The organism is Streptomyces asiaticus (assembly GCF_018138715.1).
Lineage (GTDB): Bacteria > Actinomycetota > Actinomycetes > Streptomycetales > Streptomycetaceae > Streptomyces > Streptomyces asiaticus.
In genome coordinates this window covers 123,382-145,531 of the sequence record NZ_JAGSHX010000001.1, presented here as the reverse complement: position 1 = coordinate 145,531, position 22,150 = coordinate 123,382, and the positions used below count along the sequence as shown (strand labels likewise).

Below are 22,150 nucleotides of genomic sequence, written 5' to 3'. Positions count from 1 at the left end.
TCACGCCAGCCGGGGCACGGTCAGCACCCGGCCCGGCCGCAGGTCCCGTGGGTCGCTGATGCCATTGGCGCGCGCCAGCTCCCGCCAGGCGTCGGGCCGCCGGTACAGCGCGGCGGAGATGGAGCTGAGGGTGTCGCCGCGGCGCACCACATAGCTCTTCTCCACCGTGGGCGACGAGCGGGGCGTCTCGGCGACCTGCGCGGCGGCGGTGCGGAACTCCTTGAGCGAGAGGTCCAGCATGGCCCGCAGCGGCACGCCGTCCGGCCGGAACAGCTGGTAGTTGACGTCCAGCTTCTCCACGACGCCGGTGAAGACCTCCTCGTCCCAGACGAACCGCACGACCGGTGGCGCGTGTTCGCGGCTGTCGGGCCGCAGCAGGTTGCGCACCGCGTTGACGTAGGACTTCCGTACGTTCTCCAGGGTGTCGGAGGTGTCCACCAGCGCCTGCACGGTGAGGGTCTCCGTGCCGCCGCGGACGTATTGCAGGGGCGGTGTCTCCAGGCCGGGGATGGTGATCTCGGCGAAGGTGTTGCTCTTGCTCAGCTTGTAGTCGGTGGGGTTGAACCGCAGCGGGATCCGCCGCTGCCGCTCGTCGGCGATCACCGGCCGGACGATCTCCAGCCGGGCCCGGGCGGCACCCTGCCGGGCGAAGGACACGGGCGTCACACTCATGAATCGCCCTCCGCGTCGCCGAAGCGCCGTTCGGTCTCGGTGTGTTTGGCGCGTGCGCACTGGTCCTCGTACAACTTCGCCCACGCCTGGATGTGCTGGTTGAACAGGCGGGTGAACACGGCGCCGTCGTCGCCGTCCACCTGGAACCGGACCTCGAGGTGGTGAATGGTCACCTTCGGCACCTCGGTCACCTCCCTTGGATCTGGCGCGGCAAGGCGCTCGCCGCGGCGTCCTGCACGACCTTCGTCAGCCCCTCGTGCGCGATCTCCAGCGACTCGATGGCGATCGCGTTCTGCTCCCCGTGCAGATCCGGGCCGGTCCACTTGGCGGCGAGCCCGCCGTGGAAGGCCCAGGCCGCACCGGGCGCCCCGTCCGGGCCGAGCACGATCACCGCGCCGTCGCGGCGGGCGCCCAGCGAGTCGGCGAGCCCGGCCTGGTACCAGGACCACAGCCCCGGGTCGCGCACCACGCCGCGCTTGAGCGTGATCCGGTTCCAGGAGTGGCGCAGCGGCAGTTGGTGGACCGAGTCGTTGCGCCCGCCCTCCGGGTAGCTCGTCACCTCCAGCTGCGCGCCGAGCCCGGTGACCTCCTGGAACGCGCCGGAGGCGGCCAGTGGCAGCAGCAGCGCCTGCGCGGCGGGCAGATACGCGTCGCCGGGGTCGAGGGTGACCAGGAAGCGGTATTTGGGCAGCGGATCCAGGCTCACGCCTCGATCACCTCCAGACCTCGGTCCTGGCCGAGTACGAGACGCAGCCGGATGAACTCCATGGGGACGGCCGGGGCCACCGCGATCTCGCAGACCAGGTGCCCCGGGTCCTGCTCGGGCGGGTTGTTGGTGTCGTCGCACACCACCCGGAACGCCTGCTCGGGCCGGGCCCCGGCGAGCGCCCCGGCCCGGAAGGCCGACAGGAGCACGGAGGTCAGCGCCCGTACCAACGTCAGCCGCAGCTCTGCCGAGTTGACGTCGAACACCAGCGGGCTCGCCGCCCGCCGGATCGCGCGCACCAGCAGATGCACCAGCCTGCGGTGGGCGATGTAGCGGGTGCCCGGGTCGGCGGACAGGGTGCGCCCGCCCCACACCATCAGCCCTCGCCCCCGGGTGCACCGGATCAGGTCGATCCCCGCGTCGAACAGCCGGACCTGCTGCGGCTCGGGGTATTCGGTGGCGAGGTCGACCGCCTCCAGAAGCACGGCGTTCGCGGGTGTGTGGTGCGCCCCGCGCTCGCCGTCGAGGCGCGCGATGACGCCCAGGACGTGCCCGGACGCCGGGACGGTGCGCAGGTCCTGCCCGTCGGGGGTGCGCAGCGGCGGGTGGTAGACGGCGGCGCAGCCGAGCAACTGGCTGTCGCCGGTGGCCGCCAGGGAGCCCACCCAGTCCACCACCTGGTCCACGGAGGACAGCGCGGACGGCACGTCCAGAACGGCGAGGCGGTCGTGCGACGGCTCCACGCTCCGCAGCAGTTCGAGCACCATGTCGGTGTGCGCGGCGCCGGACAGGTCCGTACCCAGGTCCGGCAGCGCCACCAGCGCCGGTTCCGGCAGTTCGGCCTGTACGGTCACGGCGTCCGAGTACGCCGCGCGGGTGGGCGCGGCGTCGGCGCCGCCCGCGAGCGTCAGGTCCCAGGACATCGAGATCGGGCCGGGCCGCCCCGGCGGCGGTGGCGGCCCGTCCGGGACCAGCCGGATGTAGCGGGATCCGGTGAGCCGGTCGGCCAGGCCGGCGAGCGGCAGCCCGGGAAAGGTCTCGGGCGGCTCGCCGGGCATCATGATCCGTACGCCCACGGTGGGCGGTCCGGCGACGGTGCTGGCCTGGTAACGGACGGCGACGCGCCCGCCGTTGGCCCAGGCTCCCGGGCTGGTGGCCACCACCTGGTAGCCCGTGGCGTCCCATCCGCTCAGCGGCCCGACCGTCCACGCCGTCCGGGCCGTGGTGGCCGGCCCGGACACGCGGAGCACCCAGGCGGTGCGGCCGCCGTTCTCGAAGAAGCCGCGCAGTGCGTACGGGGTGGCGAAGGCGCCCTCCGGCGGCCCGAAGGTGCCCACGACGTCGTTCCAGCTCTCCACGCGCACGGGAGTGCCGACCGGGCCGCGGCGGAGCCGGCCGAGGAACGCCGCCACGTCGGTGCGCAGCGGCTCGGTGTCGGAGCCGCGTGGCGGACACGCGAGGGATACTCCGGGGAGCGCTTCGCCTGCCATGTCAGGTTTCGATCTCCAGCTTCTCGACCGCCAGGACGAGCGTCTCCATGGCGATCTCGTTCTTGGTGGCGCTGAGCGTCGGGCCGGTGTACTTGGTGGGCCAGCCGCGGTCGAAGTTCCAGCGCATCACGTCGTTGCGGTTCTCGTCGCACAGCACGATGGAGCCGTGGGTGCGCTTCACCGTGCCGTTGAGCGCGTCGGCCACCCACTTCCAGAAGGCGGCGTGGCCGGTGATGCCGCGCTTGAAGGTGAGGTTGGTGAACTTCTTCAGCCCCGGGATCTTGCGGACGGTGATGTCCTCGCTGCCGTTGCGGTACTCGATCGGCGGGATCTCCAGCTCCAGCCCGCTGGCCTCGGTGAAGGACCCGCTCACCGCGAGCCCGTCGTCGCTGACGTTGAACACGAAGATCTTGAAGTTATAGGACGCGTATGGATCGTCCCTGGTCACGGGCGGCATGATGGACTCCCTCGGGCACTCAGGCGAGTTGGGTCTCGCGGGTCTTCTGCTGGATCCGGAAGATCACGAACTCCGCCGGGAAGACCGGCGCGACGCCGATGACACAGATGAGCCGGCCGTTGGCCAGGTCGTCCTCGGTCATCGTGGTGCGGTCACAGGCGACGAAGAACGCCTCGTCGGCGGTGGTGCCGGCGAGTGCGCCGGTGCGCCAGACCGTGGTGAGGAAGTTCGTGACCGTCTGGCGGACCAGGGACCACAGCGCCTCGTCGTTCGGCTCGAACACCACCCACTGGGTGCCCTCCTCGATCGACTCCTCCAGATAGAGGAACAGCCGCCGGACGTTGACGTACTTCCACGAGCTGTCCGAGGAGAGCGTGCGCGCGCCCCAGACCCGGTGGCCGAGCCCGGGGAAGAACCGCAGCGCGTTGATGCCCTTGGGGTTGAGCACGTCCTGATGGCGCTTGGTGATGTCCTGGGCGATGCCGTCGGTCAGCCGGATGCCCCGGATGACCGCGTTGGCCGGTGCCTTGTGCACCCCCCGCTCCACATCGACACGCGCGTAGATCCCGGCCATGTGGCCCGAGGGCGGCACCTCGACGTCGCGGTCCGCCGACAGGTCGCGGGTGACCAGCCACGGGTGGTAGAGCGCGGCGTACTTGGTGTCGAACCGCTCGCGGAACGCCTGGACGTCCTCGATGTCCAGGCCGTCCTGCGGATCGAGGATCGCGAACCGGTCCTTGAGCAGCTCGCAGTGGGTGACCAGGGCCGATTCCACCGTCCCGGACCACATGCCGGGCACGGCACAGACGGCCACCTCGTCGATGTCCTCGAGCGCCGCGATCCCGGTGCGCTTGCCGCTGCCGCCGTCCTCGCCGACGAAGTCGGCCACGCTCAGGGTCCCGTAGGCGTCGTCCCCGTCTCCCAGCGTCAGCCAGGATCCGACGGCGGGCAGGGGGAACTTCGTCGGGTCGGTGGACAGGGCGCCCAGCGCGGTCGCCCGCACCAGCCGGGAGCGGCCGGCCAGGGTGGTCACCAGGTTGGCCGGTGTGTCGCCGGTGAGCCGGAGGTTGCGGTGGGTCTCGGTCTCCACGGCCCCGGACGGATCGGTGAACCTGGCGTCCACCTGCGCCTCGATCAGCTGCACCCGATCGGTCTCGAACAGCGTCCCGGGCACGTTCGCGTCGAGGGTGACGACATCCGCGGCGACCGATTCGACGGTGCGGATGGTCAGATGGGTGCCGTCGTCGAGCTGGACGACGGCGCCCTCGTAGAGCCGGCTCGCCCCGCCGACCCGCAGCGTTGTCCCCGCCGAGGTGTTGCCCCGGCGCACCCGGCGCACCAGCAGTCCACCGCGCCACGCCTCATGGGTGGCGCCGGACGGCAGGGTCAGCGTGACCTTTCCGTCCGCCGGCTGGCTGACCTGGACCTTGAAGCGGCCCGAGCCGATCTGCACCCACACGTCGGACGGCAGCTCATCGGGGTCGAGTCCGGTCACCGCGGCGACCTCGACCGTCTCGCTGTCGGCGGCGGCGTCCGCGGCCAGCCGGGTGACGAACAGCCCGCCCTCCTGCGGATCCGGCAGCACCGGCAGCGCGGCGGAGGCCATCGGCTGGATCCGCACCTGCACCGCGTCGCCCCATGAGCCGGGGCTGACGGCGGCGAACTCCAGTGTCTGCTCCGCGCTGCGCGCCCCGATCTGGACGTAGTCGCCGCGGCCCGCCCTGACCTCGGCGGGCAGCTGGGCGTCCAGCTCGATCCGGTGGGTGGTGGCGTCATAGGCGGCGACACCGGCGGTGTGGATCGACTGCTGGTCGTCGCCGCGGAGAATCTGGATCTGCTGCCCGACGCCGGAGAACCCGATGAGATGGCCGAGTTCCAGGCGGGTGGCGCCCTTGGCGGCATCGCCGGTGACAGGGCTCACCAGGCCGTGGCCCAGCACCCCCGAGGACGGGCTCGCCTGCTTGCTGGCGACCCGCTTGATGTACAGCCGCTGGCCGCCGTTGTCGAAGAACCCCTTGACGGCCAGCGGGAACAGCCACCAACGGCCGCCTTCCGCCGGGTCGTTCGCCCAGGTGTCCCGGATCAGCGGATCCGGCTCGCGGAGGAATCCGCCGAAGGTGTTCTGGAACTCCAGGAAGTTGGTGACCAGTTTGGGCTTGCCGGTGTACGGACCGCGCGCGGTGACCCCGGCCATTCCGGCCGTACTGGTGCTCACCCCCGCGATCGGCCGTGGGCCCGCATCGATCTCCTCGATGTAGACCCCGGGGCTCAGATACTCCGCCATGGACGGCTCCTTAACTCTCGCGGATCTCTATGACGTGCCGGCGCTCGATGTCCTGGGGCAGCCGCACGACCAGCGATCCGGACCGGCCCGGCCGCTCGGTGGCCTGGAGGCGGAATGTCTCCTCGACGGCGTGCTCGTCGGCCTTCTCGCCCTCCCACCGCAGGGCCAGCCGGAAGGCGCCCGCGGCGTCGGACAGGGTGCGCTCGTGCCATGGCGTCAGGTCCCGGCTGGTCTGCCCCCTGGCCTCGACCAGCGCATTGGCGATCGGCGCCCTCGTGGCCGCGTCGACCACGGCGCCGTGCACCGTGCGCAGCCCCGGCGGGTACGGGAAGGAGACGCTCGGCAGCAGCCGGACCAGCCGGGGCTCGGTCACCACCGGCGGCGGGTGGCCGTCGTCGTACGGGTGCACCAGGAACTCGACGCCCACCAGGGCGGCCGAGAACGGCTGGCCGTCGGCCGGGTACAGCGGCTGGTAGCCGGGGGCCGTGAAGCGGGCCCGGTGGCGCCGCGGCCGGGCCGCCCACGGCTCGGCGCACCGGCCGAGCCCCGGATAGACGAAGGCGGCGCTGGGGGTGCGCACCGCCGTGTCGTCCAGCGGCAGCCAGTCGCCGTCGTCGTAGCGGTCCAGCTGGACGGTGACCCCGGCGGCGCGCACCCGCCGGGCGTGGTCGTCGAAGGGTATGAACCAGGCCGGGCTGTAGAGCGTCGACCGCTCCAGCGGCAGGAAGCGGCTCATGGCAGCCCCGCCCCGCTGATGACCCGGCTGTGCACCGGGTGGACCGGTGTCTCGACGGCGGAGTCCAGGTTGACCACGCGGACCTCGTAGTTGAGCGACAGCCGGTACGGCTTCTGGATCGCGTACCAGACCCAGGACTTCTGGTCCAAGGTGAGCGGGGTGAGGCTGAGGTGGAGCGCGTCGGTGCTCGCCGCCAGGCTGCCGGACAGCTGTGCGCCGTCCAGGATCGCGTCGTCGTAGAACGTCTGGAGGGCCCGTCCGAGCATCCGGTGCTGAGTGGCCTGGTCACCGCCCCAGGGAGTGACCAGATAGCGCAGCAGCAGGGCCATCGGCGGCTTGCGGGTGGTCAGTGGGTCGGGTGGCTGGGAGCGCACCGGCGGCCGGTTGCGCGAGGTGGGGTCCTCGGCGATCTCGTAGAGGAACACCGTGAGTTTGGGCGGTGGTGTCTGGACCGTCTCGGAGAGGTCGTTGAGTTCCGCGATCGGCGGTTCCACCTGGCTGAGCCCGCGCAGGGCCTGGGTCAGGCTGTCCACGATGACCGTGGAGACGTCGGCGATGACGCCGAAGTCGCCCATGCCAATGCTCCCCCTCTCCGCGCTCGAAAGCGTGCTCCGAGAGGATGCCGGGACCGGCGTGGCCGGACCGCGATACGCACATCACACGAACGTCACCGGTCCGTTTTCACGGCCGGCGATGACGAACCCGGACACACATCGACAACGCCGAGGTGACACCGACGAGCATATTGTCCTTTCATGGAAATCCCCTCAGAACGGACCGGTGTCCTGATCCTCCGGGTCTGGGTGGAAGACGGCAGGCCGGATGGATTCCGTGCGCGCATCGTGCCCACCGGGGACCGGCATCCGACGGCCCCCTGCGCGGTGAGCGCGGTCGACGATGTGCTCACCGCCGTGCGCGCCTGGCTCGACCAGTTGCTCGAGCCGGAGGGGTGACGTTGCCGCGACGTTCCGGTGATGGCCGGCCATATAGCGTCCTTTGGCGGGAAGACCGGACACACGATCATGATCTGCTCGTAACATGGCTTTAGGGCATCCCGACGGGACGCGCGGGATGGGTCACTGGAGCCAATATCGCCCCGGGGGGCCGATGAGCGCAGAAGGCCACGTCATGACGTTGAGACTGCTCAAGAGTTTCGCGTTGTCGGTCGATCAGAATCGCGTTCCCATATCCTCCAGCGCCCAGCGCCTCCTCGCGTTCCTCGCCCTCCAGAACATGCCACGCAGCCGGACCTATGTGGCCGGGATGCTGTGGCCGGATGTCACGGCCTCCCGCGCCAACGCCAATCTCCGGTCCTCGTTATGGCGCGCCACGCGCACGGGGCATCAGGTCATCGACGCCTCCGCGCAGGAACTGGCGATCTGCAAACACATCGACGTGGATATCCACGTGGCGGCGACGCGCGCGCACCGGCTGCTCGATATGTCGCGGCCGTGCGATGACATCCTCACCGCGCAGACCCGGGAGGATCTCTCGGCCGATCTCCTACCGGAGTGGTCGGAGAACGAGTGGGTGCTGGTCGAGCAGGAGCAATACCATGAACTCCGGCTGTATGCCCTGGAGGCGATGACCGAACGGCTGACGGCGGCGGGCCGCCATGGCGAGGCCGTCGCCGCCGGACTCGCCGCCGTACGCGCGGAACCCCTGCGGGAGAGCGCTCATCGCGTCCTCATGAACGCGCATCTCGCCGCCGGCAACAGGGGCGCGGCGCTGCGGCAGTACGAGCAATGCCGCCGGGTGCTGCTCGAGGAGCTGGGCCTGGAGCCCTCCCAGACGCTGAGGAACCTGGTGCCGGCTCACTCCGGGGGCGGGGACGCCGCCATACCGGCACCCTCCGGGAGCGGGGGCGCGGCCACACCGACGCCCTCCGGGAGCGGGGGCGCCGCGCCGGAGCTCCCGACACGTCGGATCGTCTGCCATCCGGCGAGCGAGGTCCACCATCCGGCGAGCCAGACCCCGGCGCAGGGCACGGACACCTCGGCTCCGGCCGGCACCGTGCCCGCGTGACCCATGGCTCGTTCAGGAGGTTCCACAGAGGGCTAGACGGCGGGGACCACCGGCGCCAGATGGGCGTCGCGCCGCACCAGTGCGGCGTAGCGTCCGTCCTTGGCCAGCAGTTCCTCATGGGTGCCCCGCTCGGCGATCCGGCCTCCGTCGAGGACGACGATCTGGTCGGCGTCGCGCACGGTGGAGAGCCGGTGGGCGATGGTGATCGTGGTGCGGCCGGCCGAGAGGGAGTCGATGGCCTCCTGGACGGCCTGCTCGGTGCGGGTGTCCAGGGCGCTGGTGGCTTCGTCGAGGATGAGGACGGGCGGGTCGCGCAGAATCGTGCGGGCTATGGCCAGACGCTGCTTCTCCCCACCGGAGAAGCGATAGCCGCGCTCTCCCACGAGGGTGTCATAGCCGTCCGGGAGCGAGGCGATGTGATCATGGATCTGGGCGGCCTCGGCCGCGGCCACGATCTCCTCATCGGTCGCGTCGGGCTTGGCGAAGCGCAGATTCTCGGCGACGGAGGCGTGGAAGAGGTAGGTCTCCTGGGAGACGACGCCGACGGCCCGCGCGAGGGAGTCGAAGTCGAGGTCGCGCACGTCCACACCGTCGATCAGCAGCCGGCCGCCGGTCACGTCGTAGAGCCGGGGCACCAGATAGCTGAGGGTCGTCTTGCCGGAGCCGGTCGGCCCGACGACCGCCAGGCTGCCGCCCGCGGGGACGGTGAGATCGATGCCGCGCAGGGTGCCCTTCGACGCGCCCTTCGAAGGGCCGGGGGGCGTGCTGTCGTAGTCGAAGTCGACGCCGTCGAAGCGGACTTCGCCGCGCACCTTCTCCAGGCGCACCGGGTCGGCGGGCTCGGTGATGTCGATCGGCAGGTCGAGGTATTCGAAGATGCGGGCGAAGAGGGCGAGGGAGGTCTGCACCTGCACACCGGTGGACAGCAGGCTCACCGTGGGCCGGAGCAGCCCCTGCTGGAGCGAGACGAAGGCGACCAGCGTCCCGATGGAGACGGCGGGGCCACCGGCCTGGAGGGCGATGCCGGCCGCCCAGTAGATCAGCGCGGGCATGGCGGCCATGACGATGCCGATGGTGGACATCCGCCAGCGGCCGGCCATGTTGGAGCGGACTTCCAGGCCCACGAGGCGCTCGGACTCCTGGGCGAACTGCTGGGTGAGCGATTCGGACCGGCCCATGCTGCGGCCGAGCAGGATGCCGCTCACCGACAGGGACTCGGTGACCATCGCGGACATGGCCGCCATCTGCTTCTGGCGCTGCGAGGTGATCTTCTTGCGCTCGGCACCGACGCGACGGCTGATCCAGACGAAGACCGGCAGCAGGAGCAGCGAGACCACGGTCAGCCGCCAGTCGAGCGCGAGCATCGCGACGACGCTGGCGACCACGCTGGTGAGGTTGGAGACCAGGGAGGTCGCGGTGGAGGTGACGGTGGCCTGCATACCGCCGATGTCATTGGCGATACGGGACTGCACCTCGCCGGTGCGGGTCCGGGTGAAGAAGGCGAGCGGCATGCGCTGGAGCCGGTCGTAGACGGCGGTGCGCAGATCGTGCATGACGCGCTGGCCGACGGTGGTGGAGATCAGGGTCTGGAGAACGCCGAAGACGCTGTTGACGACAGCCGCGGCGATCATGCCGAGGGCGAGCAGGGTGAGCAGCCCGGTGCGGCCGTCGGGGATGGCGGTGTCGAGGATCTCACGGAGGAGGAACGGCGAGGCGACCGAGACCAGCGCGGAGGCGGCGACCAGCAGGCCGACCACGGCGAGGCGGCCGCGATAGGGACGGAAGAGCCGGAGGATGCGGCGCACCTGGGCGGGCCGCTCGGGCTCCTGTGCGGACGGGGTCCATGACGGAGGTGTGTCGGGGCGCATGGGCTCCTTCTGGGGGTCAGGGAAGCCGACGCGGATGATGACGGCATGGTCGGGCCGTGGCCGCGTCGGAGCGGATTTTGAGAGCATAGCTCATTGTTACCTATACTCACAATGAACCCGGTCCTGATAAACTGCGATCATGCCCACGTCCGAGACATCCGGCCTCCTCGCGGAGCAGCTGCTGCGCCTGACCCGCAGACTGCACCGCGCCCAGAAGCGCTATATGGAGCCGCTGGGCATCACGCCCGCCCAGTCCCGCCTGCTGCGCACCGTCGCCCATGACGACCAGCCGCCGCGGATGGCGGACCTGGCCCAGCGCCTGGAGGTGGTCCCGCGCGCCGTGACGACGCTGGTGGACGCCCTGGAGGCGCATGGCTCGGTGCGCCGCGTACCGGATCCGACCAACCGCCGGGTGGTGCGCGTCGAGCTCACCGACACCGGGCGCTCGACGCTGCGCTCGCTGCGCGAGGCGCGCCGGGCCGCCGCGGAGGACATCCTGGCGCCGCTCAGCGATCAGCAGCGCGAGGTGCTGGGCGAGCTGCTGGACACGCTGTCCGGCGCCCCGGACCACCGCTGCTGACCTCTGCGCGACCGCACCGGCGACGTCTTGGTACCGCGCTCAGGCGGCCAGGTGCGCCTTGTCCCCCATGACCACGACCGGGTGCAGCGTGGGGTCGAGGTTCTTCAGCAGATACTCCATACCGGACTTGGGGAGGCTGACACAGGCCGAGGTGCCGCTGCCGTGGTCCATGTGCAGCCAGATGCCGCCGCCCTTGCTCTGCCCTTCGGGCCGGGTCTGGTCCAGCGGCGAGGTGCCCTTGACGCGGTTGTAGTCAATGGCGATGACGTAGTTGAAGTCCGTCCAGTGGGACTTGGGCCAGTAGTGCGGCGCGGCGAAGGAGCCGGACGCCGTGTACGGCAGCCGGGCGCCGGGGTCGGGCAGCACACCGCCCGCGTCGCTGAGCGTGTAGACCCCGACCGGGCTGCGCTTGTCGCCCTCGTGATGGCTCGTCGTCCAGCCGCGCTTGCCGTTGTGCGCGGTCCAACTGCGCGTCCGCTCCCATGTCTTGCCCTGCTTGGTGTAGAGGACCACGGTCGCGTCTCCGGAGTTCACCCCTTTGCCGTAGACCGCCACGACCTGACGGGACTGGTCCGGGATCCGGGACTGGAGCTTGTCCCCCACATCCGGGATACGCGTGGGATCCGACGTGGGCGCCCCGCTGCGCAGCGCTTGTTTGCCCTGGCCCGCGCCCTTGTCACCGCCGCTGTCACCGCCGCCGTCGCCGCAGGCCGTGAGGAGGACGAGGGCCGCGGCGGCCGCGGCCGCCGCACGCATGGACATCGTGCCGGAAATTCGCATGTCCCCATGGTCCCACCCCCATAGGACAGTGCAGTATGCGGGATTGGCGTGTTCCGGCCGGTCGCGGGAAAACCAGTTGAATTCCGCACCGTGAGAACGTCAGCCTTGCACGTCTCCTGCCCTCCCCTCCCTCCGCCGCCCGCCCGACCTTGGGACGTCATGCGCATTCGCGATCTTCCGTACCCCGATCCCGGCCGACCCGACGTGCGGTCAGGTCCGAGGTTTCTCTTCTGGCTGGGCAGGAATCAGCTGGGCGGGCAGGTCAAGGCGGCCCTCTGGGGTCTGGTGCACATGGCCGCGCTGGTGTCCTTCCCGCTCGCCATCGGCTTCGGTGTGCAGGCGGTGGTGGACCGCTCCGGCTCCCGGCTCGCGATGGCCGGGGCGCTGATGGTGGGACTCACCGCGCTCACCGCGCTGGGGGACTCCATGCTGCACCGCGCGGCGGTCACCAACTGGATCACGGCGGCGGCACGGGTGCAGCAGCTGCTGGCCCGCAAGGCGGTGGAGCTGGGGTCCACGCTCACCCGGAAGGTGGCGGCCGGCGAGGTCGTCGCCGTCTCCACGGGCGACGTCGAGAAGATCGGCTGGTTTGTGGAGGCTCTTTCCCGCTTCACGGCGGCCGCGATCACCACCGTCGCGCTCTGCGTGGCGCTGGTGCTCTATCAGCCGGCGCTGGGAGTGGTGGTGGCGGTCGGTGTGCCCGCGCTGGCGCTGGCCGTGCTGCCCCTGCTGCCGCGCGCGGCGCGCCGGGCCGACGACCAGCGGGAGAAGGCGGGCCGGGCGACCGAACTGGCCTCGGACACCGTGGCCGGGCTGCGGGTGCTGCGCGGCATCGGCGGCGAGGAGCTGTTCCTGGGCCGCTACCGGAACGCCTCGCAGGAGGTGCGGGTCGCGGCGGTGCGCAGCGCGCGGATGTGGGCGCTGATCGCGGCCGTACAGGTGGCGCTGCCGGGGCTGCTGCTGATCGGTGTGGTCTGGTACGGGACGTCGCTGGCCCGCCAGGGGCGGATCGAGGTGGGCGAGCTGGTCACCGTCTACAGCGCGGTCACCTTTCTACTCTTCCCGCTACGGCACTTCGAGGAGATCGCCATGGCGTACTCCTTCTCCCGGCCCTCCGCGCGACGCGCGGCCCGGGTGCTGGCACTGCGGCGCTCCTCCGCCGACGGCGAGGGTACGGCCACCGTGGCCACCACAGACACCGCAGACACCACAGACACCGCAGACACCGCAGCATCCGCGGCCACCGCGGCATCCGTGGACGGGGGCGAGCGCGCGGAAGCGCGGGAGGCCACCGGGCCGCTCGGCGGGGATCTGTACGACCCGCTGAGCGGGATGCTGGCGCCGAGCGGGGTGCTGACCGCGGTGGTGTGCGGCGACCCGGACGCGGCCGGGCGGCTGGCGGACCGGCTCGGCGGACACCCCGCAGACGGCGGCCCGGGCGACGGGGACCACGGCGGGGCGCCGTCGGCGCTGCTGGGCGGGGTCGCCCTGAACGAGGTGGCGCTGACCTCGGCGCGCACGGCGGTGCTGGTGCAGGACAAGGACCCGGTGCTGCTGTCGGGGACGCTCGCCCAGCTGCTGGATGTGCCGAGGTCCGGGGAGGTCTCGGCGGAGAAGGCCCTCGAGGCGGCCCAGTGCGGCGATGTGCTGGAGGCGCTGGCGCAGGCGTCGGCGGCCGACGAGGGTGACGCCGACCCCATGCGCGCCCGGATCACCGAGCGCGGCCGCTCGCTGTCGGGCGGCCAACGGCAGCGGCTGGCGCTGGCCCGCTCGCTGGTGACCGATCCGGAGGTGCTGGTGCTGGACGAGCCGACCTCCGCCGTGGACTCGCACACCGAGGCGCGGATCGCCGACGGGGTGCGGCGGCTGCGGACGGGCCGGACCACCATCGTGTTCACCTCCAGCCCGCTGGTGCTGGACCGGGCCGACCGGGTGGTGTTCCTGGCCGACGGCGAGGCGGCGGGGGTGGGCACCCACCGCGAGCTGCTGGGCACCGACCCGGCGTATCGCGCGGTCGTCACCCGCGAGACGGACGGCGAGTCCGCCGCGCGGAGTGCCGGACGGTCCACCGGGCCGACCGGCCACGGCCTTGCGGACATCGCGCGCGAAGACATCGGGCGGATCGAGGAACAGATCGAGGAGTCGGCATGATCGGCGTGGCACCGCCCGCCTATGACCCGGCCGCACCGGAGTCGGCGACGACGCTGCCGGTCGGCACACCCACCACCGTGCGGGCCTATGTGCGTGAGCTGCTGCGGCGGCACCGGACCGCGTTCACCGTGCTGATGGTCGTGAACGCGACCGCGGTGCTCGCCTCCATGGTCGGCCCGCAGCTGCTGGGCGGCGTGGTCGAGGATCTCTCCCAGGGCGAGAAGGATCTCCACATCGGGCGCACCGTGGCGCTGTTCGCGGTGGCGCTGGTGGTGCAGACCGTGTTCGTCCGGCTGGTGCGGCTGCGCGGGGCGGTGCTGGGCGAGCAGATGCTGGCGGATCTGCGGGAGGACTTTCTCGTACGGTCGGTGGGTCTGCCCCCGGGGGTGCTGGAGCGGGCCGGGACCGGGGATCTGCTGTCCCGGATCACCACCGATATCGACCGGCTGGCGAACGCGATGCGCGAGGCCGTGCCGCAGCTCGCCATCGGTGTGCTGTGGACCGGACTGCTGCTCGGCGCGCTGACCCTGACCGCTCCCCCACTGGGCCTCGCGGTGCTGGTGGCGCTTCCGGTGCTGGTGATCGGCTGCCGGTGGTACTTCCGGCGCGCGCCGAGCGCCTACCGCTCGGAGGCGGCAGGCTACGCGGCGGTGTCCGCGTCCCTCACCGAGAGCGTGGACGCCGGGCGGACCATCGAGGCCCACCGGCTGGGCGACCGGCGGATCGCCCAGTCCGAGCTGCGCATCCGGCAGTGGACGGCATGGGAGCGCTACACCCTCTGGCTGCGCTCGGTGCTCTTCCCGGTGATCAATGTGAGCTACACGCTGATCACCGGTTCGGTGCTGATGATCGGCGGCCTGTGTGTGATGCGGGGCTGGATGTCGATCGGCGAACTGACCACCGGCGCGCTGCTGTCGCAGATGCTGGTCGAGCCGATCGGGCTGATCCTGCGCTGGTACGACGAGCTTCAGGTCGCGCAGGTGTCGCTGGCCCGGCTGGTGGGGGTGCGGGAGATCGAGGAGGGCCCGGCCGACGAGGGGGTGGTCCCCGGTGGCCGTGAGGTGCGGGCGGACGAGGTGCGGTTCGGCTACCACGAGGGCAGCGATGTGCTGCACGAGGTGTCCATGAAGGTGGCCCCGGGGACGCGGCTGGCGTTGGTGGGCCCGTCCGGGGCGGGGAAGTCCACCCTGGGGCGGCTGCTCGCCGGGATCTACTCCCCCCGCACCGGCCGGGTGACCCTGGGCGGTGCGGAGCTGGCGCGGATGCCGGCCGAGCGGGTCCGGGAGCATGTGGCCCTGGTCAACCAGGAGCACCATGTCTTCGTGGGCTCGCTGCGGGACAATCTGCTGCTGGCGCGTGCCCACGCCGAGGACGCCGAGCTGTGGGCGGCGCTGGGCGCGGTGGACGCCGACGGCTGGGCCCGCGCGCTGGACGAGGGCCTGGACACCGAGGTCGGCTCGGGCGGTCTCGCGCTCACCCCCGCGCAGGCGCAGCAGATCGCGCTGGCCCGGCTGGTGCTTGCCGATCCGCATACGCTGGTGCTGGACGAGGCCACCTCGCTGCTGGACCCGAGGGCGGCGCGCCATCTGGAGCGGTCGCTGGGCCGGGTGCTGGAGGGCAGGACCGTGGTGGCGATCGCCCACCGGCTGCACACGGCGCATGACGCGGATGTGATCGCCGTGGTGGAGAGCGGCCGGATCACCGAGCTGGGCAGCCATGACGAACTCGTCGCGGCGGACAGGGCGTACGCCGCGCTGTGGCGCTCCTGGCACCAGTGACAGGAGGGGTGGCCGCGCCCCGGCGTGGCCACCCCGAGGCACTCCGGAATCACCCCGGCCCGGTCCGGGACCGCTCCGGCCCCGGCCGGGGTTCAGATCACGCCGAGGGCGGCCAGCCCGCCCATGCCACCGAGCAACATGAAGACCGGCATCAGCACCTTCAGCTCGACCCAGCTGCCGGCCCGGAACCGCATCCCCTTCGGCGGACCGATCGGGTACCAGCGCTTGCGGCCGATCGGGATGGGCCACAGGATCGGGCAGCCGGAGACGGTGAGCGCGTCCCCGATGTCGTGGACCAGGGCGCCGAGCACGATCGGCAGGCCCAGCCAGAGGTACTCCTGGCCAGGTGCGCTGAACAGCCAGTCCGAGCCATTGCCGGGCTTGTGCAGCACATCGGCGAGGATCCAGGCACTGGCCGCCCCGAGCAGCCACACCAGGACATCGCTGGAGACCCGCGCCGCCCGCCACAGCAGACCCTCGACGGCCAGCACCATGTGTACGAAGAGGATGCCCAGCACCGCCCAGCGACCGCCGATCATCGCGAGCGCCGAGGCTCCGGCGCCGATCAGCACCGCCCATACCCAGGTGTGGGTCAGGGTGCGGTGGCCGCCGGAGCGGCGCGGGTCGCCCGCCTTTCTGGTCGACTTGTAGACGGAGTACGAGATCTTGTCGATCACCTCGCACAGAGCCCTCGAGATGGGCCCGAAGGCGCGCGATATGGTCGCCGCCTTGTGGTCGAGGTCGGGGGCGAGCGCCGCTCCCGCGCAGATCAGCGCGCCGGCGACCAGCACCGGCCAGGGCATCGCGTGGCCGGCCGCCGCGGCCGCCGCCCCCACCCCCAGCCAGGCCGCCGCCCCGGACAGCGAATGCGCCGGTCCCATCATGGTCGTACCCCGCCCCTGTTCTTTCCCGCTTCCGAGCGGGAGTTGACTGCTTCGGCCCGGCACAGCCTAGCGGCGGACGATCTTCGCACGTACAGCCGGTTCCCGCCCCGACGGGGAAACCAGGCAGTATAGGTGCGTGACTCTTATCGATCAGCTGCCGAGCGACGCCGACCCCGACGCACTTTTCGAGGCGTTCTCCACCTGGGTCGAGGAGCGGGGCATCTCGCTGTACCCCGCCCAGGAGGAAGCGCTGATCGAGGTGGTGTCCGGGGCGAATGTGATCCTCTCGACCCCCACTGGCTCGGGCAAGAGCCTGGTGGCGGCGGGCGCCCACTTCGCCGCCCTCGCCCGGGACGAGGTCACCTTCTACACCGCACCGATCAAGGCCCTGGTCTCGGAGAAGTTCTTCGAGCTGTGCAAGCTCTTCGGCACCGAGAACGTCGGGATGCTCACCGGCGACGCGTCGGTCAACGCGGACGCGCCGGTCATCTGCTGTACGGCCGAGGTGCTGGCGTCCATCGCCCTGCGGGACGGCAAGGACGCCGATATCGGCCAGGTGGTGATGGACGAGTTCCACTTCTATGCGGAGCCGGACCGGGGCTGGGCGTGGCAGATCCCGCTGCTGGAGCTGCCGAGGGCGCAGTTCATCCTGATGTCGGCGACGCTCGGTGATGTGAGCCGGTTCCAGGAGGATCTGACCCGGCGCACCGGGCGGCCCACCGCGGTCGTGCGGTCCGCGACCCGGCCGGTGCCGCTGAGCTACGAGTACCGGACGACGCCGCTGACCGAGACGCTGACCGAACTGCTGGAGACCCAGCAGGCGCCCGTCTACATCGTGCACTTCACCCAGGCGGCGGCCGTCGAGCGGGCCCAGGCGCTGATGAGCATCAATATGTGCTCGCGTGCCGAGAAGGACGAGATCGCCTCGCTGATCGGCAATTTCCGGTTCACCACCAAGTTCGGCCGCAACCTGTCCCGTTACGTCCGGCACGGGATCGGCGTGCACCATGCGGGCATGCTGCCCAAGTACCGGCGGCTGGTGGAGAAGCTGGCGCAGGCCGGGCTGCTCAAGGTCATCTGCGGTACGGACACCCTGGGCGTGGGCGTCAATGTGCCCATCCGCACCGTCCTGTTCACCGCGCTGACAAAGTACGACGGTCAGCGGGTGCGGACGCTGCGGGCCCGGGAGTTCCACCAGATCGCGGGCCGGGCCGGACGGGCCGGCTTCGACACCGCGGGCTTTGTGGTGGCCCAGGCTCCCGAGCACGTCGTCGAGAACGAGAAGGCGCTCGCGAAGGCCGGGGACGATCCGAAGAAGCGCCGCAAGGTGGTCCGCAAGAAGGCGCCGGAGGGCTTCGTCAACTGGGGCCAGAACACCTTCGAGAAGCTCATCGCCTCCGACCCCGAGCCGCTCACCTCCCGGTTCCGGGTCACCCATGCGATGCTGCTGTCGGTCATCGCCCGTCCAGGCAACGCCTTCGAGGGAATGCGCCGCCTGCTGGAGGACAACCACGAGCCGCGCAAGAACCAGCTGCGGCACATCCGCCGGGCGATCGCGATCTACCGCTCGCTGCTGGACGGCGGGGTGGTCGAGCAGGTGAAGCCCGGGGACGCCGACGGCGAGGACGGGAGCGCCCCGATCGTCCGGCTGACGGTGGATCTCCAGCAGGACTTCGCGCTCAATCAGCCGCTGTCCACCTTCGCGCTGGCCGCCTTCGAGTTGCTGGACCCCGAATCGCCCTCCTACGCCCTGGACATGGTCTCGGTCGTGGAGTCGACGCTGGACGACCCCCGGCAGATCCTGGCGGCGCAGCAGAACAAGGCGCGCGGCGAGGCGGTGGCCGCGATGAAGGCGGACGGCGTCGAGTACGAGGAGCGCATGGAGCGGCTCCAGGACATCTCCTACCCCAAGCCGCTGGAGGAATTGCTCTTCCACGCGTACGGGCTCTACCGCAAGAGCCATCCATGGGTCGGCGACCATCCGCTCTCGCCCAAGTCGGTGATCCGCGACATGTACGAGCGGGCGATGACCTTCACCGAGTTCACCTCGTTCTACGACCTGGCGCGGACCGAGGGCATTGTGCTGCGCTACCTGGCCAGTGCCTTCAAGGCCCTGGACCACACCGTGCCGGACGATCTGAAGTCCGATGACTTCCAGGACATCATCGCCTGGCTCGGCGAGATGGTGCGGCAGGTCGACTCCAGCCTCCTGGACGAGTGGGAGCAGCTGGCCAACCCGGAGGAGGAGTCGGCGGAGGAGGCGCAGGAGCGCGCCGACCAGGTCAGGCCGGTCACCGCCAACGCCCGCGCCTTCCGCGTGCTGGTGCGCAACGCCATGTTCCGCCGGGTGGAGCTGGCCGCGCTGGACAAAGTCGCCGAGCTCGGGGAAATGGACGCCGACTCCGGCTGGGACGAGGACGCCTGGGCCGAGGCGATGGACGGGTACTGGGAGGAGTACGAGGAGCTCGGCACCGGAGCGCAGGCCCGCGGGCCGAAGCTGCTGCGGATCGAGGAGGACCCCGAGCACGGTCTGTGGCGGGTGCGGCAGACCTTCGACGACCCGAACGGCGACCACGACTGGGGCATCTCGGCGGAGGTCGATCTCGCCGCCTCCGACGAGGAGGGCCGGGCGGTGGTCCGGGTCACCGACGTGGGCCAACTGTAGCCTCCTGGACGCGATCCACGCCGGGGAGCGGCCCGGCCCCCTCAGTGAAGGAGCACCAGCGATGACCAATCCCGCCGAGCGCCTGGTCGATCTGCTCGATCTGGAACGGATCGAGCTGGACATCTTCCGTGGCCGCAGCCCCGATGAGTCGCTACAGCGGGTGTTCGGCGGGCAGGTGGCGGGCCAGGCGCTGGTGGCCGCCGGGCGGACCACCGACGGGCAGCGTCCGGTGCACTCGCTGCACGCGTACTTCCTGCGGCCGGGTCGGCCGGGCGTGCCCATCGTGTACCAGGTGGAGCGGATCCGGGACGGGCGCTCCTTCACCACCCGCCGGGTCGTCGCCATCCAGCAGGGTCGCACGATCTTCAATCTGACGGCCTCCTTTCATTCTCCTGAGCCGGGTATCGAGCAGCAACTGCCGATGCCGGATGTGCCCGGGCCGGAGGGTCTGCCGACCCTCGCCGACGAGGTCCGCGCCCATCTGGGCACGCTCCCCGAGGCGTTCGCCCGTATGGAGCGCCGGCAGCCCTTCGACATCCGCTATGTGGAGCGGCTGCGCTGGACGGACGAGGAGCTCAAGGGCGTGGAACCGCGCAGCGCCGTATGGATGCGCGCGGTGGGGGCGCTCGGGGACGACCCGCTGGTGCACACCTGTGCGCTCACCTATGCGAGCGACATGATGCTGCTGGACGCGGTGCGGGTGCCGGTCGAGCCGCTCTGGGGCCCACGGGGCTTCGACATGGCCTCGCTGGATCACGCCATGTGGTTCCACCGGCCGTTCCGCACCGATGAGTGGTTTCTCTACGAGCAGGAGTCGCCCGTGGCCACGGGCGGCCGGGGACTGGCGCGCGGCCGGATCTACGACCGTGCGGGTCGGCTCCTGGTGTCCGTGGTGCAAGAGGGGTTGTTCCGCCCGCTGCGGCCCGCCGAAGGCGCCGCGGACGACGGCTGAGCCCCACCGTGGTGTGCCCCACCGTGGTGTGCCCCGCCGTGGTGTGCCGCGCCGTGGTGTGCCGCGCCGTGGTGTGCCCCACAGGGCTGTGCCGCACCGTGTCTCATCGTGCCGATCAGCTTCTGCCACAGGCTCCGCGGGCGGCCCGGAACCGGGGTGCGGTCTCCGAGCGCCGGCTCCGGCCCGGCGTCCGGGCGTGGCGCGGACCGGGCCAGGCGGGCATCGTCCAATGACGAGGCGAGGGCGGCCCGATAGCGCCGGATCTCCCGTGGGTCGTCCGCCGTGACCACCTTGTCGATGACATCCCGGACCGCGCCCGCGTCGGGGCGCATCCGGACGAGTGCGGGGCGGAGCTCCCGCAGATGGGCCCGCTCATACGGATCGGCCACGGCCGAGGCCAGCTCGACGGAGCCCAGCACCGAGGCCAGCACCGCGGCCCGCTCCCAGGGGTCCTCGGTCTGGGCGAGCAGCTGGCCGATTCTGCGGCTGCGCCATTTGGCGGCCCGCCAGTCCTCCCCCGCGGCCAATGCGGCGCTCAGCCCCGGCGGGGTGCGGCCGCTCAGCAACTCCGGCTGCCTGACGGCGAACTCGGTCAGATCCGACGCCAGATAGAGCCATACGACAGCCCGATAGCGATTGACATAGAACCGGACCGGGGCGAAGAAACCCCCGCGCGCGAGGCGGGTCAGCCGCCCCTGGGTAATGCCGAGCAGCTCCGCGCTCTCCGCGGTGCCGACCACGCGGAGACGGGCGATGAGCGCTTCCGGGAAGCCCTCGGCGGCGGTCACCCGCCTCAACTCCTCGCACGCCACCCGCCGGCCCAGACCGGTGGTGACGGTGCGCACTTCCCCCAGCTGAACGGCCAGCTCGAACTCCCGCGTGTTGAGCCCCAGCGCCCGGGCCGCCGCGCCGAACCCGACGCTCTCGCCCGATCCGCCAGGCCCCGCAGGCCCGCCAGGGTCTCCCGGCCCGCTCGCCCGTCCCGGTACGCTCGGCTCGCCGAGCCACTCCGGGCTCCACGGCCCCTGGCTCTCCCGCGACTCCTGCTCCACCCGCACTGCCATGCGACATCCTCCCCCGCACTGCCTCAATCACTGACAGTGACGACGATAGCCGCGAAGCAAGATGCCCGGTCAGGCCTGTGGATAACTTCCGCGCGGCATCAGCTGGGCGCGCCGCTCTCCTGCCTGGCCTCGACTCCCAGGTGCTCCCCCACCCGGTTGACCAGCAGCGCCATCTCGTAGGCGACCTGCCCCACATCCGCGTCCGGCCCGGTGAGCACGCACAGACAGCTGCCGTCTCCCGCCGCCGTGACGAAGAGGACGCCCTCGTCGAACTCGACCATCGTCTGCCGCACCCGGCCCGTCCGGAAGTGATGCCCGGACCCCTTGGCGAGGCTGTGCAGCCCGGACGCCACCGCGGCCAGGTGTTCGGCGTCCTGGCGCACCAGCGTGGAACTCGCCCCCGTCACCAGCCCGTCGTTGGACAGCACCAGCGCGTGCCGTATCTCGGCGATCCGCTCGGTCAGGTCGTCCAGTAACCAGTCGAGTCCCTTGTTCACTGCCATATCGGCTTCCTCCCCGATTCCCCTTCAGCTGCGTGCCAGCCTTTCTCACTGCCGCCGTCTGGGCAACCCGCCCCGCCCGGCACCCCACACTTGTGCGCTGATTGACGCAGGATGGGGACATGGCTCAGAACATGACCAAGGATCAGTGGCAGAAGTTCGTCACGGAGGGCACCCGCACCGCGAAGCTGGCGACCGTGCGGGCCGACGGAAGTCCGCACCTCGCGCCCGTGTGGTTCCTGCTCGACGGTGACGACCTCGTCTTCAACACAGGTCAGGAGACGGTCAAGGGACGCAACTTGGCCCGGGACGGCCGACTCAGCATCTGCGTGGACGACGACAGGCCGCCGTTCGCCTTCGTCACCCTGCGGGGACGCGCGGAGCTGATCGACGATCTGGGTCAGGTCCGCGACTGGGCCACCCGGATCGCCGCCCGCTACATGGGCGAGGACCGGGCCGAGGAGTACGGCGCCCGCAACGGCGTGCCGGGCGAGCTGCTGGTCAGGGTGCGCATCGACAAGGTGCTCGCGCTCTCCGGAGTCGCCGAGTAGCGAGATT

21 protein-coding genes are annotated in these 22,150 nt (G+C 71.1%); 8 read left to right on the top strand and 13 right to left on the bottom strand.

Features of this window, described 5'->3' with window-relative positions; all coding sequences use genetic code 11:
* Genes KHP12_RS00585 through KHP12_RS00550 form a run of 8 tightly spaced genes read right to left on the bottom strand, consistent with a single transcriptional unit; the run spans position 1 to position 6,920 of the window.
* On the bottom strand, positions 1-672 hold the full coding sequence (locus tag KHP12_RS00585; RefSeq protein ID WP_037957275.1) for a CIS tube protein: 672 nt from the start codon (positions 670-672) through the stop codon (positions 1-3).
* Positions 669-845, bottom strand: coding sequence for a putative phage tail protein (locus KHP12_RS00580; RefSeq protein WP_245009810.1), 177 nt, complete (start codon positions 843-845; stop codon positions 669-671). The genes KHP12_RS00585 and KHP12_RS00580 overlap by 4 nt, the downstream gene beginning before the upstream one ends.
* Positions 846-859: 14 nt before the next feature.
* A complete protein-coding gene (locus KHP12_RS00575; protein ID WP_037957270.1) occupies positions 860-1,378 on the bottom strand; it encodes a phage tail protein in 519 nt (172 codons plus the stop codon).
* Positions 1,375-2,868: a phage tail sheath family protein gene (locus KHP12_RS00570; RefSeq protein ID WP_211831223.1), complete on the bottom strand. Its 1,494-nt coding sequence runs from the start codon at positions 2,866-2,868 to the stop codon at positions 1,375-1,377. The genes KHP12_RS00575 and KHP12_RS00570 overlap by 4 nt, the downstream gene beginning before the upstream one ends.
* A 1-nt stretch (position 2,869) precedes the next feature.
* Positions 2,870-3,325 (bottom strand): phage tail protein, encoded by a 456-nt coding sequence (locus tag KHP12_RS00565; protein ID WP_037957264.1) that lies wholly within the window; start codon positions 3,323-3,325, stop codon positions 2,870-2,872.
* 19 nt (positions 3,326-3,344) lie between these two features.
* Entirely contained in the window at positions 3,345-5,609 is a 2,265-nt protein-coding gene (locus tag KHP12_RS00560) for a phage tail sheath C-terminal domain-containing protein (protein ID WP_211831222.1), read from the bottom strand.
* Between the two features lie 10 nt (positions 5,610-5,619).
* A complete protein-coding gene (locus KHP12_RS00555; protein ID WP_086885843.1) occupies positions 5,620-6,345 on the bottom strand; it encodes a carboxypeptidase-like regulatory domain-containing protein in 726 nt (241 codons plus the stop codon).
* Positions 6,342-6,920, bottom strand: coding sequence for a Pvc16 family protein (locus tag KHP12_RS00550; RefSeq protein WP_037957257.1), 579 nt, complete (start codon positions 6,918-6,920; stop codon positions 6,342-6,344). The genes KHP12_RS00555 and KHP12_RS00550 overlap by 4 nt, the downstream gene beginning before the upstream one ends.
* A 180-nt stretch (positions 6,921-7,100) precedes the next feature.
* Between KHP12_RS00550 and KHP12_RS00545 the strand changes: the two genes are divergently transcribed.
* Together KHP12_RS00545 and KHP12_RS00540 are read left to right on the top strand one after the other, a co-directional pair.
* On the top strand, positions 7,101-7,298 hold the full coding sequence (locus tag KHP12_RS00545; RefSeq protein ID WP_086885844.1) for a hypothetical protein: 198 nt from the start codon (positions 7,101-7,103) through the stop codon (positions 7,296-7,298).
* Positions 7,299-7,473: 175 nt separating this feature from the next.
* A complete protein-coding gene (locus KHP12_RS00540; RefSeq protein WP_086885845.1) occupies positions 7,474-8,370 on the top strand; it encodes an AfsR/SARP family transcriptional regulator in 897 nt (298 codons plus the stop codon).
* Between the two features lie 32 nt (positions 8,371-8,402).
* On the opposite strand, the gene KHP12_RS00535 is transcribed toward KHP12_RS00540, so the two are convergent.
* Entirely contained in the window at positions 8,403-10,238 is a 1,836-nt protein-coding gene (locus KHP12_RS00535; protein ID WP_086885846.1) for an ABC transporter ATP-binding protein, read from the bottom strand.
* A 139-nt stretch (positions 10,239-10,377) separates the two neighbouring features.
* Between KHP12_RS00535 and KHP12_RS00530 the strand changes: the two genes are divergently transcribed.
* Positions 10,378-10,818 (top strand): MarR family winged helix-turn-helix transcriptional regulator, encoded by a 441-nt coding sequence (locus tag KHP12_RS00530; RefSeq protein WP_037957250.1) that lies wholly within the window; start codon positions 10,378-10,380, stop codon positions 10,816-10,818.
* A gap of 39 nt (positions 10,819-10,857) precedes the next feature.
* Here KHP12_RS00530 and KHP12_RS00525 read toward each other — a convergent pair whose 3' ends face one another.
* Complete coding sequence (locus KHP12_RS00525; RefSeq protein ID WP_208653256.1) at positions 10,858-11,598, bottom strand: L,D-transpeptidase family protein; 741 nt, start codon at positions 11,596-11,598, stop codon at positions 10,858-10,860.
* A 159-nt stretch (positions 11,599-11,757) separates the two neighbouring features.
* On the opposite strand from KHP12_RS00525, the gene KHP12_RS00520 reads away from it, so the two are divergent.
* Together KHP12_RS00520 and KHP12_RS00515 are read left to right on the top strand one after the other, a co-directional pair.
* Positions 11,758-13,749, top strand: a complete 1,992-nt coding sequence (locus KHP12_RS00520; RefSeq protein ID WP_211831221.1) for an ABC transporter transmembrane domain-containing protein — start codon at positions 11,758-11,760, stop codon at positions 13,747-13,749.
* Positions 13,746-15,527, top strand: coding sequence for an ABC transporter ATP-binding protein (locus tag KHP12_RS00515; protein ID WP_211831220.1), 1,782 nt, complete (start codon positions 13,746-13,748; stop codon positions 15,525-15,527). Before KHP12_RS00520 ends, KHP12_RS00515 begins: the two co-directional genes overlap by 4 nt.
* Before the next feature lie 92 nt (positions 15,528-15,619).
* Here the strand turns inward: KHP12_RS00515 and KHP12_RS00510 are convergent, their stop codons facing one another.
* The gene (locus tag KHP12_RS00510; RefSeq protein WP_037957242.1) at positions 15,620-16,411 is read right to left on the bottom strand and encodes a metal-dependent hydrolase; all 792 of its coding nucleotides are present in this window, start codon (positions 16,409-16,411) and stop codon (positions 15,620-15,622) included.
* Positions 16,412-16,547: 136 nt separating this feature from the next.
* Here KHP12_RS00510 and KHP12_RS00505 point away from each other — a divergent pair, with 136 nt between their 5' ends.
* Together KHP12_RS00505 and KHP12_RS00500 are read left to right on the top strand one after the other, a co-directional pair.
* A complete protein-coding gene (locus tag KHP12_RS00505; RefSeq protein WP_086885041.1) occupies positions 16,548-19,076 on the top strand; it encodes a DEAD/DEAH box helicase in 2,529 nt (842 codons plus the stop codon).
* 61 nt (positions 19,077-19,137) lie between these two features.
* A complete protein-coding gene (locus tag KHP12_RS00500; protein ID WP_211831219.1) occupies positions 19,138-20,028 on the top strand; it encodes an acyl-CoA thioesterase in 891 nt (296 codons plus the stop codon).
* On the opposite strand, the gene KHP12_RS00495 is transcribed toward KHP12_RS00500, so the two are convergent.
* Positions 19,935-21,092: a DUF6397 family protein gene (locus tag KHP12_RS00495; protein ID WP_211831218.1), complete on the bottom strand. Its 1,158-nt coding sequence runs from the start codon at positions 21,090-21,092 to the stop codon at positions 19,935-19,937. The two genes, KHP12_RS00500 and KHP12_RS00495, sit on opposite strands and share 94 nt — an antisense overlap.
* A gap of 98 nt (positions 21,093-21,190) precedes the next feature.
* Entirely contained in the window at positions 21,191-21,595 is a 405-nt protein-coding gene (locus KHP12_RS00490) for a roadblock/LC7 domain-containing protein (protein ID WP_020865999.1), read from the bottom strand.
* Positions 21,596-21,714: 119 nt separating this feature from the next.
* Here KHP12_RS00490 and KHP12_RS00485 point away from each other — a divergent pair, with 119 nt between their 5' ends.
* Entirely contained in the window at positions 21,715-22,143 is a 429-nt protein-coding gene (locus KHP12_RS00485; protein ID WP_086885039.1) for a PPOX class F420-dependent oxidoreductase, read from the top strand.
* The last annotated feature ends 7 nt before the right edge of the window (positions 22,144-22,150 follow it).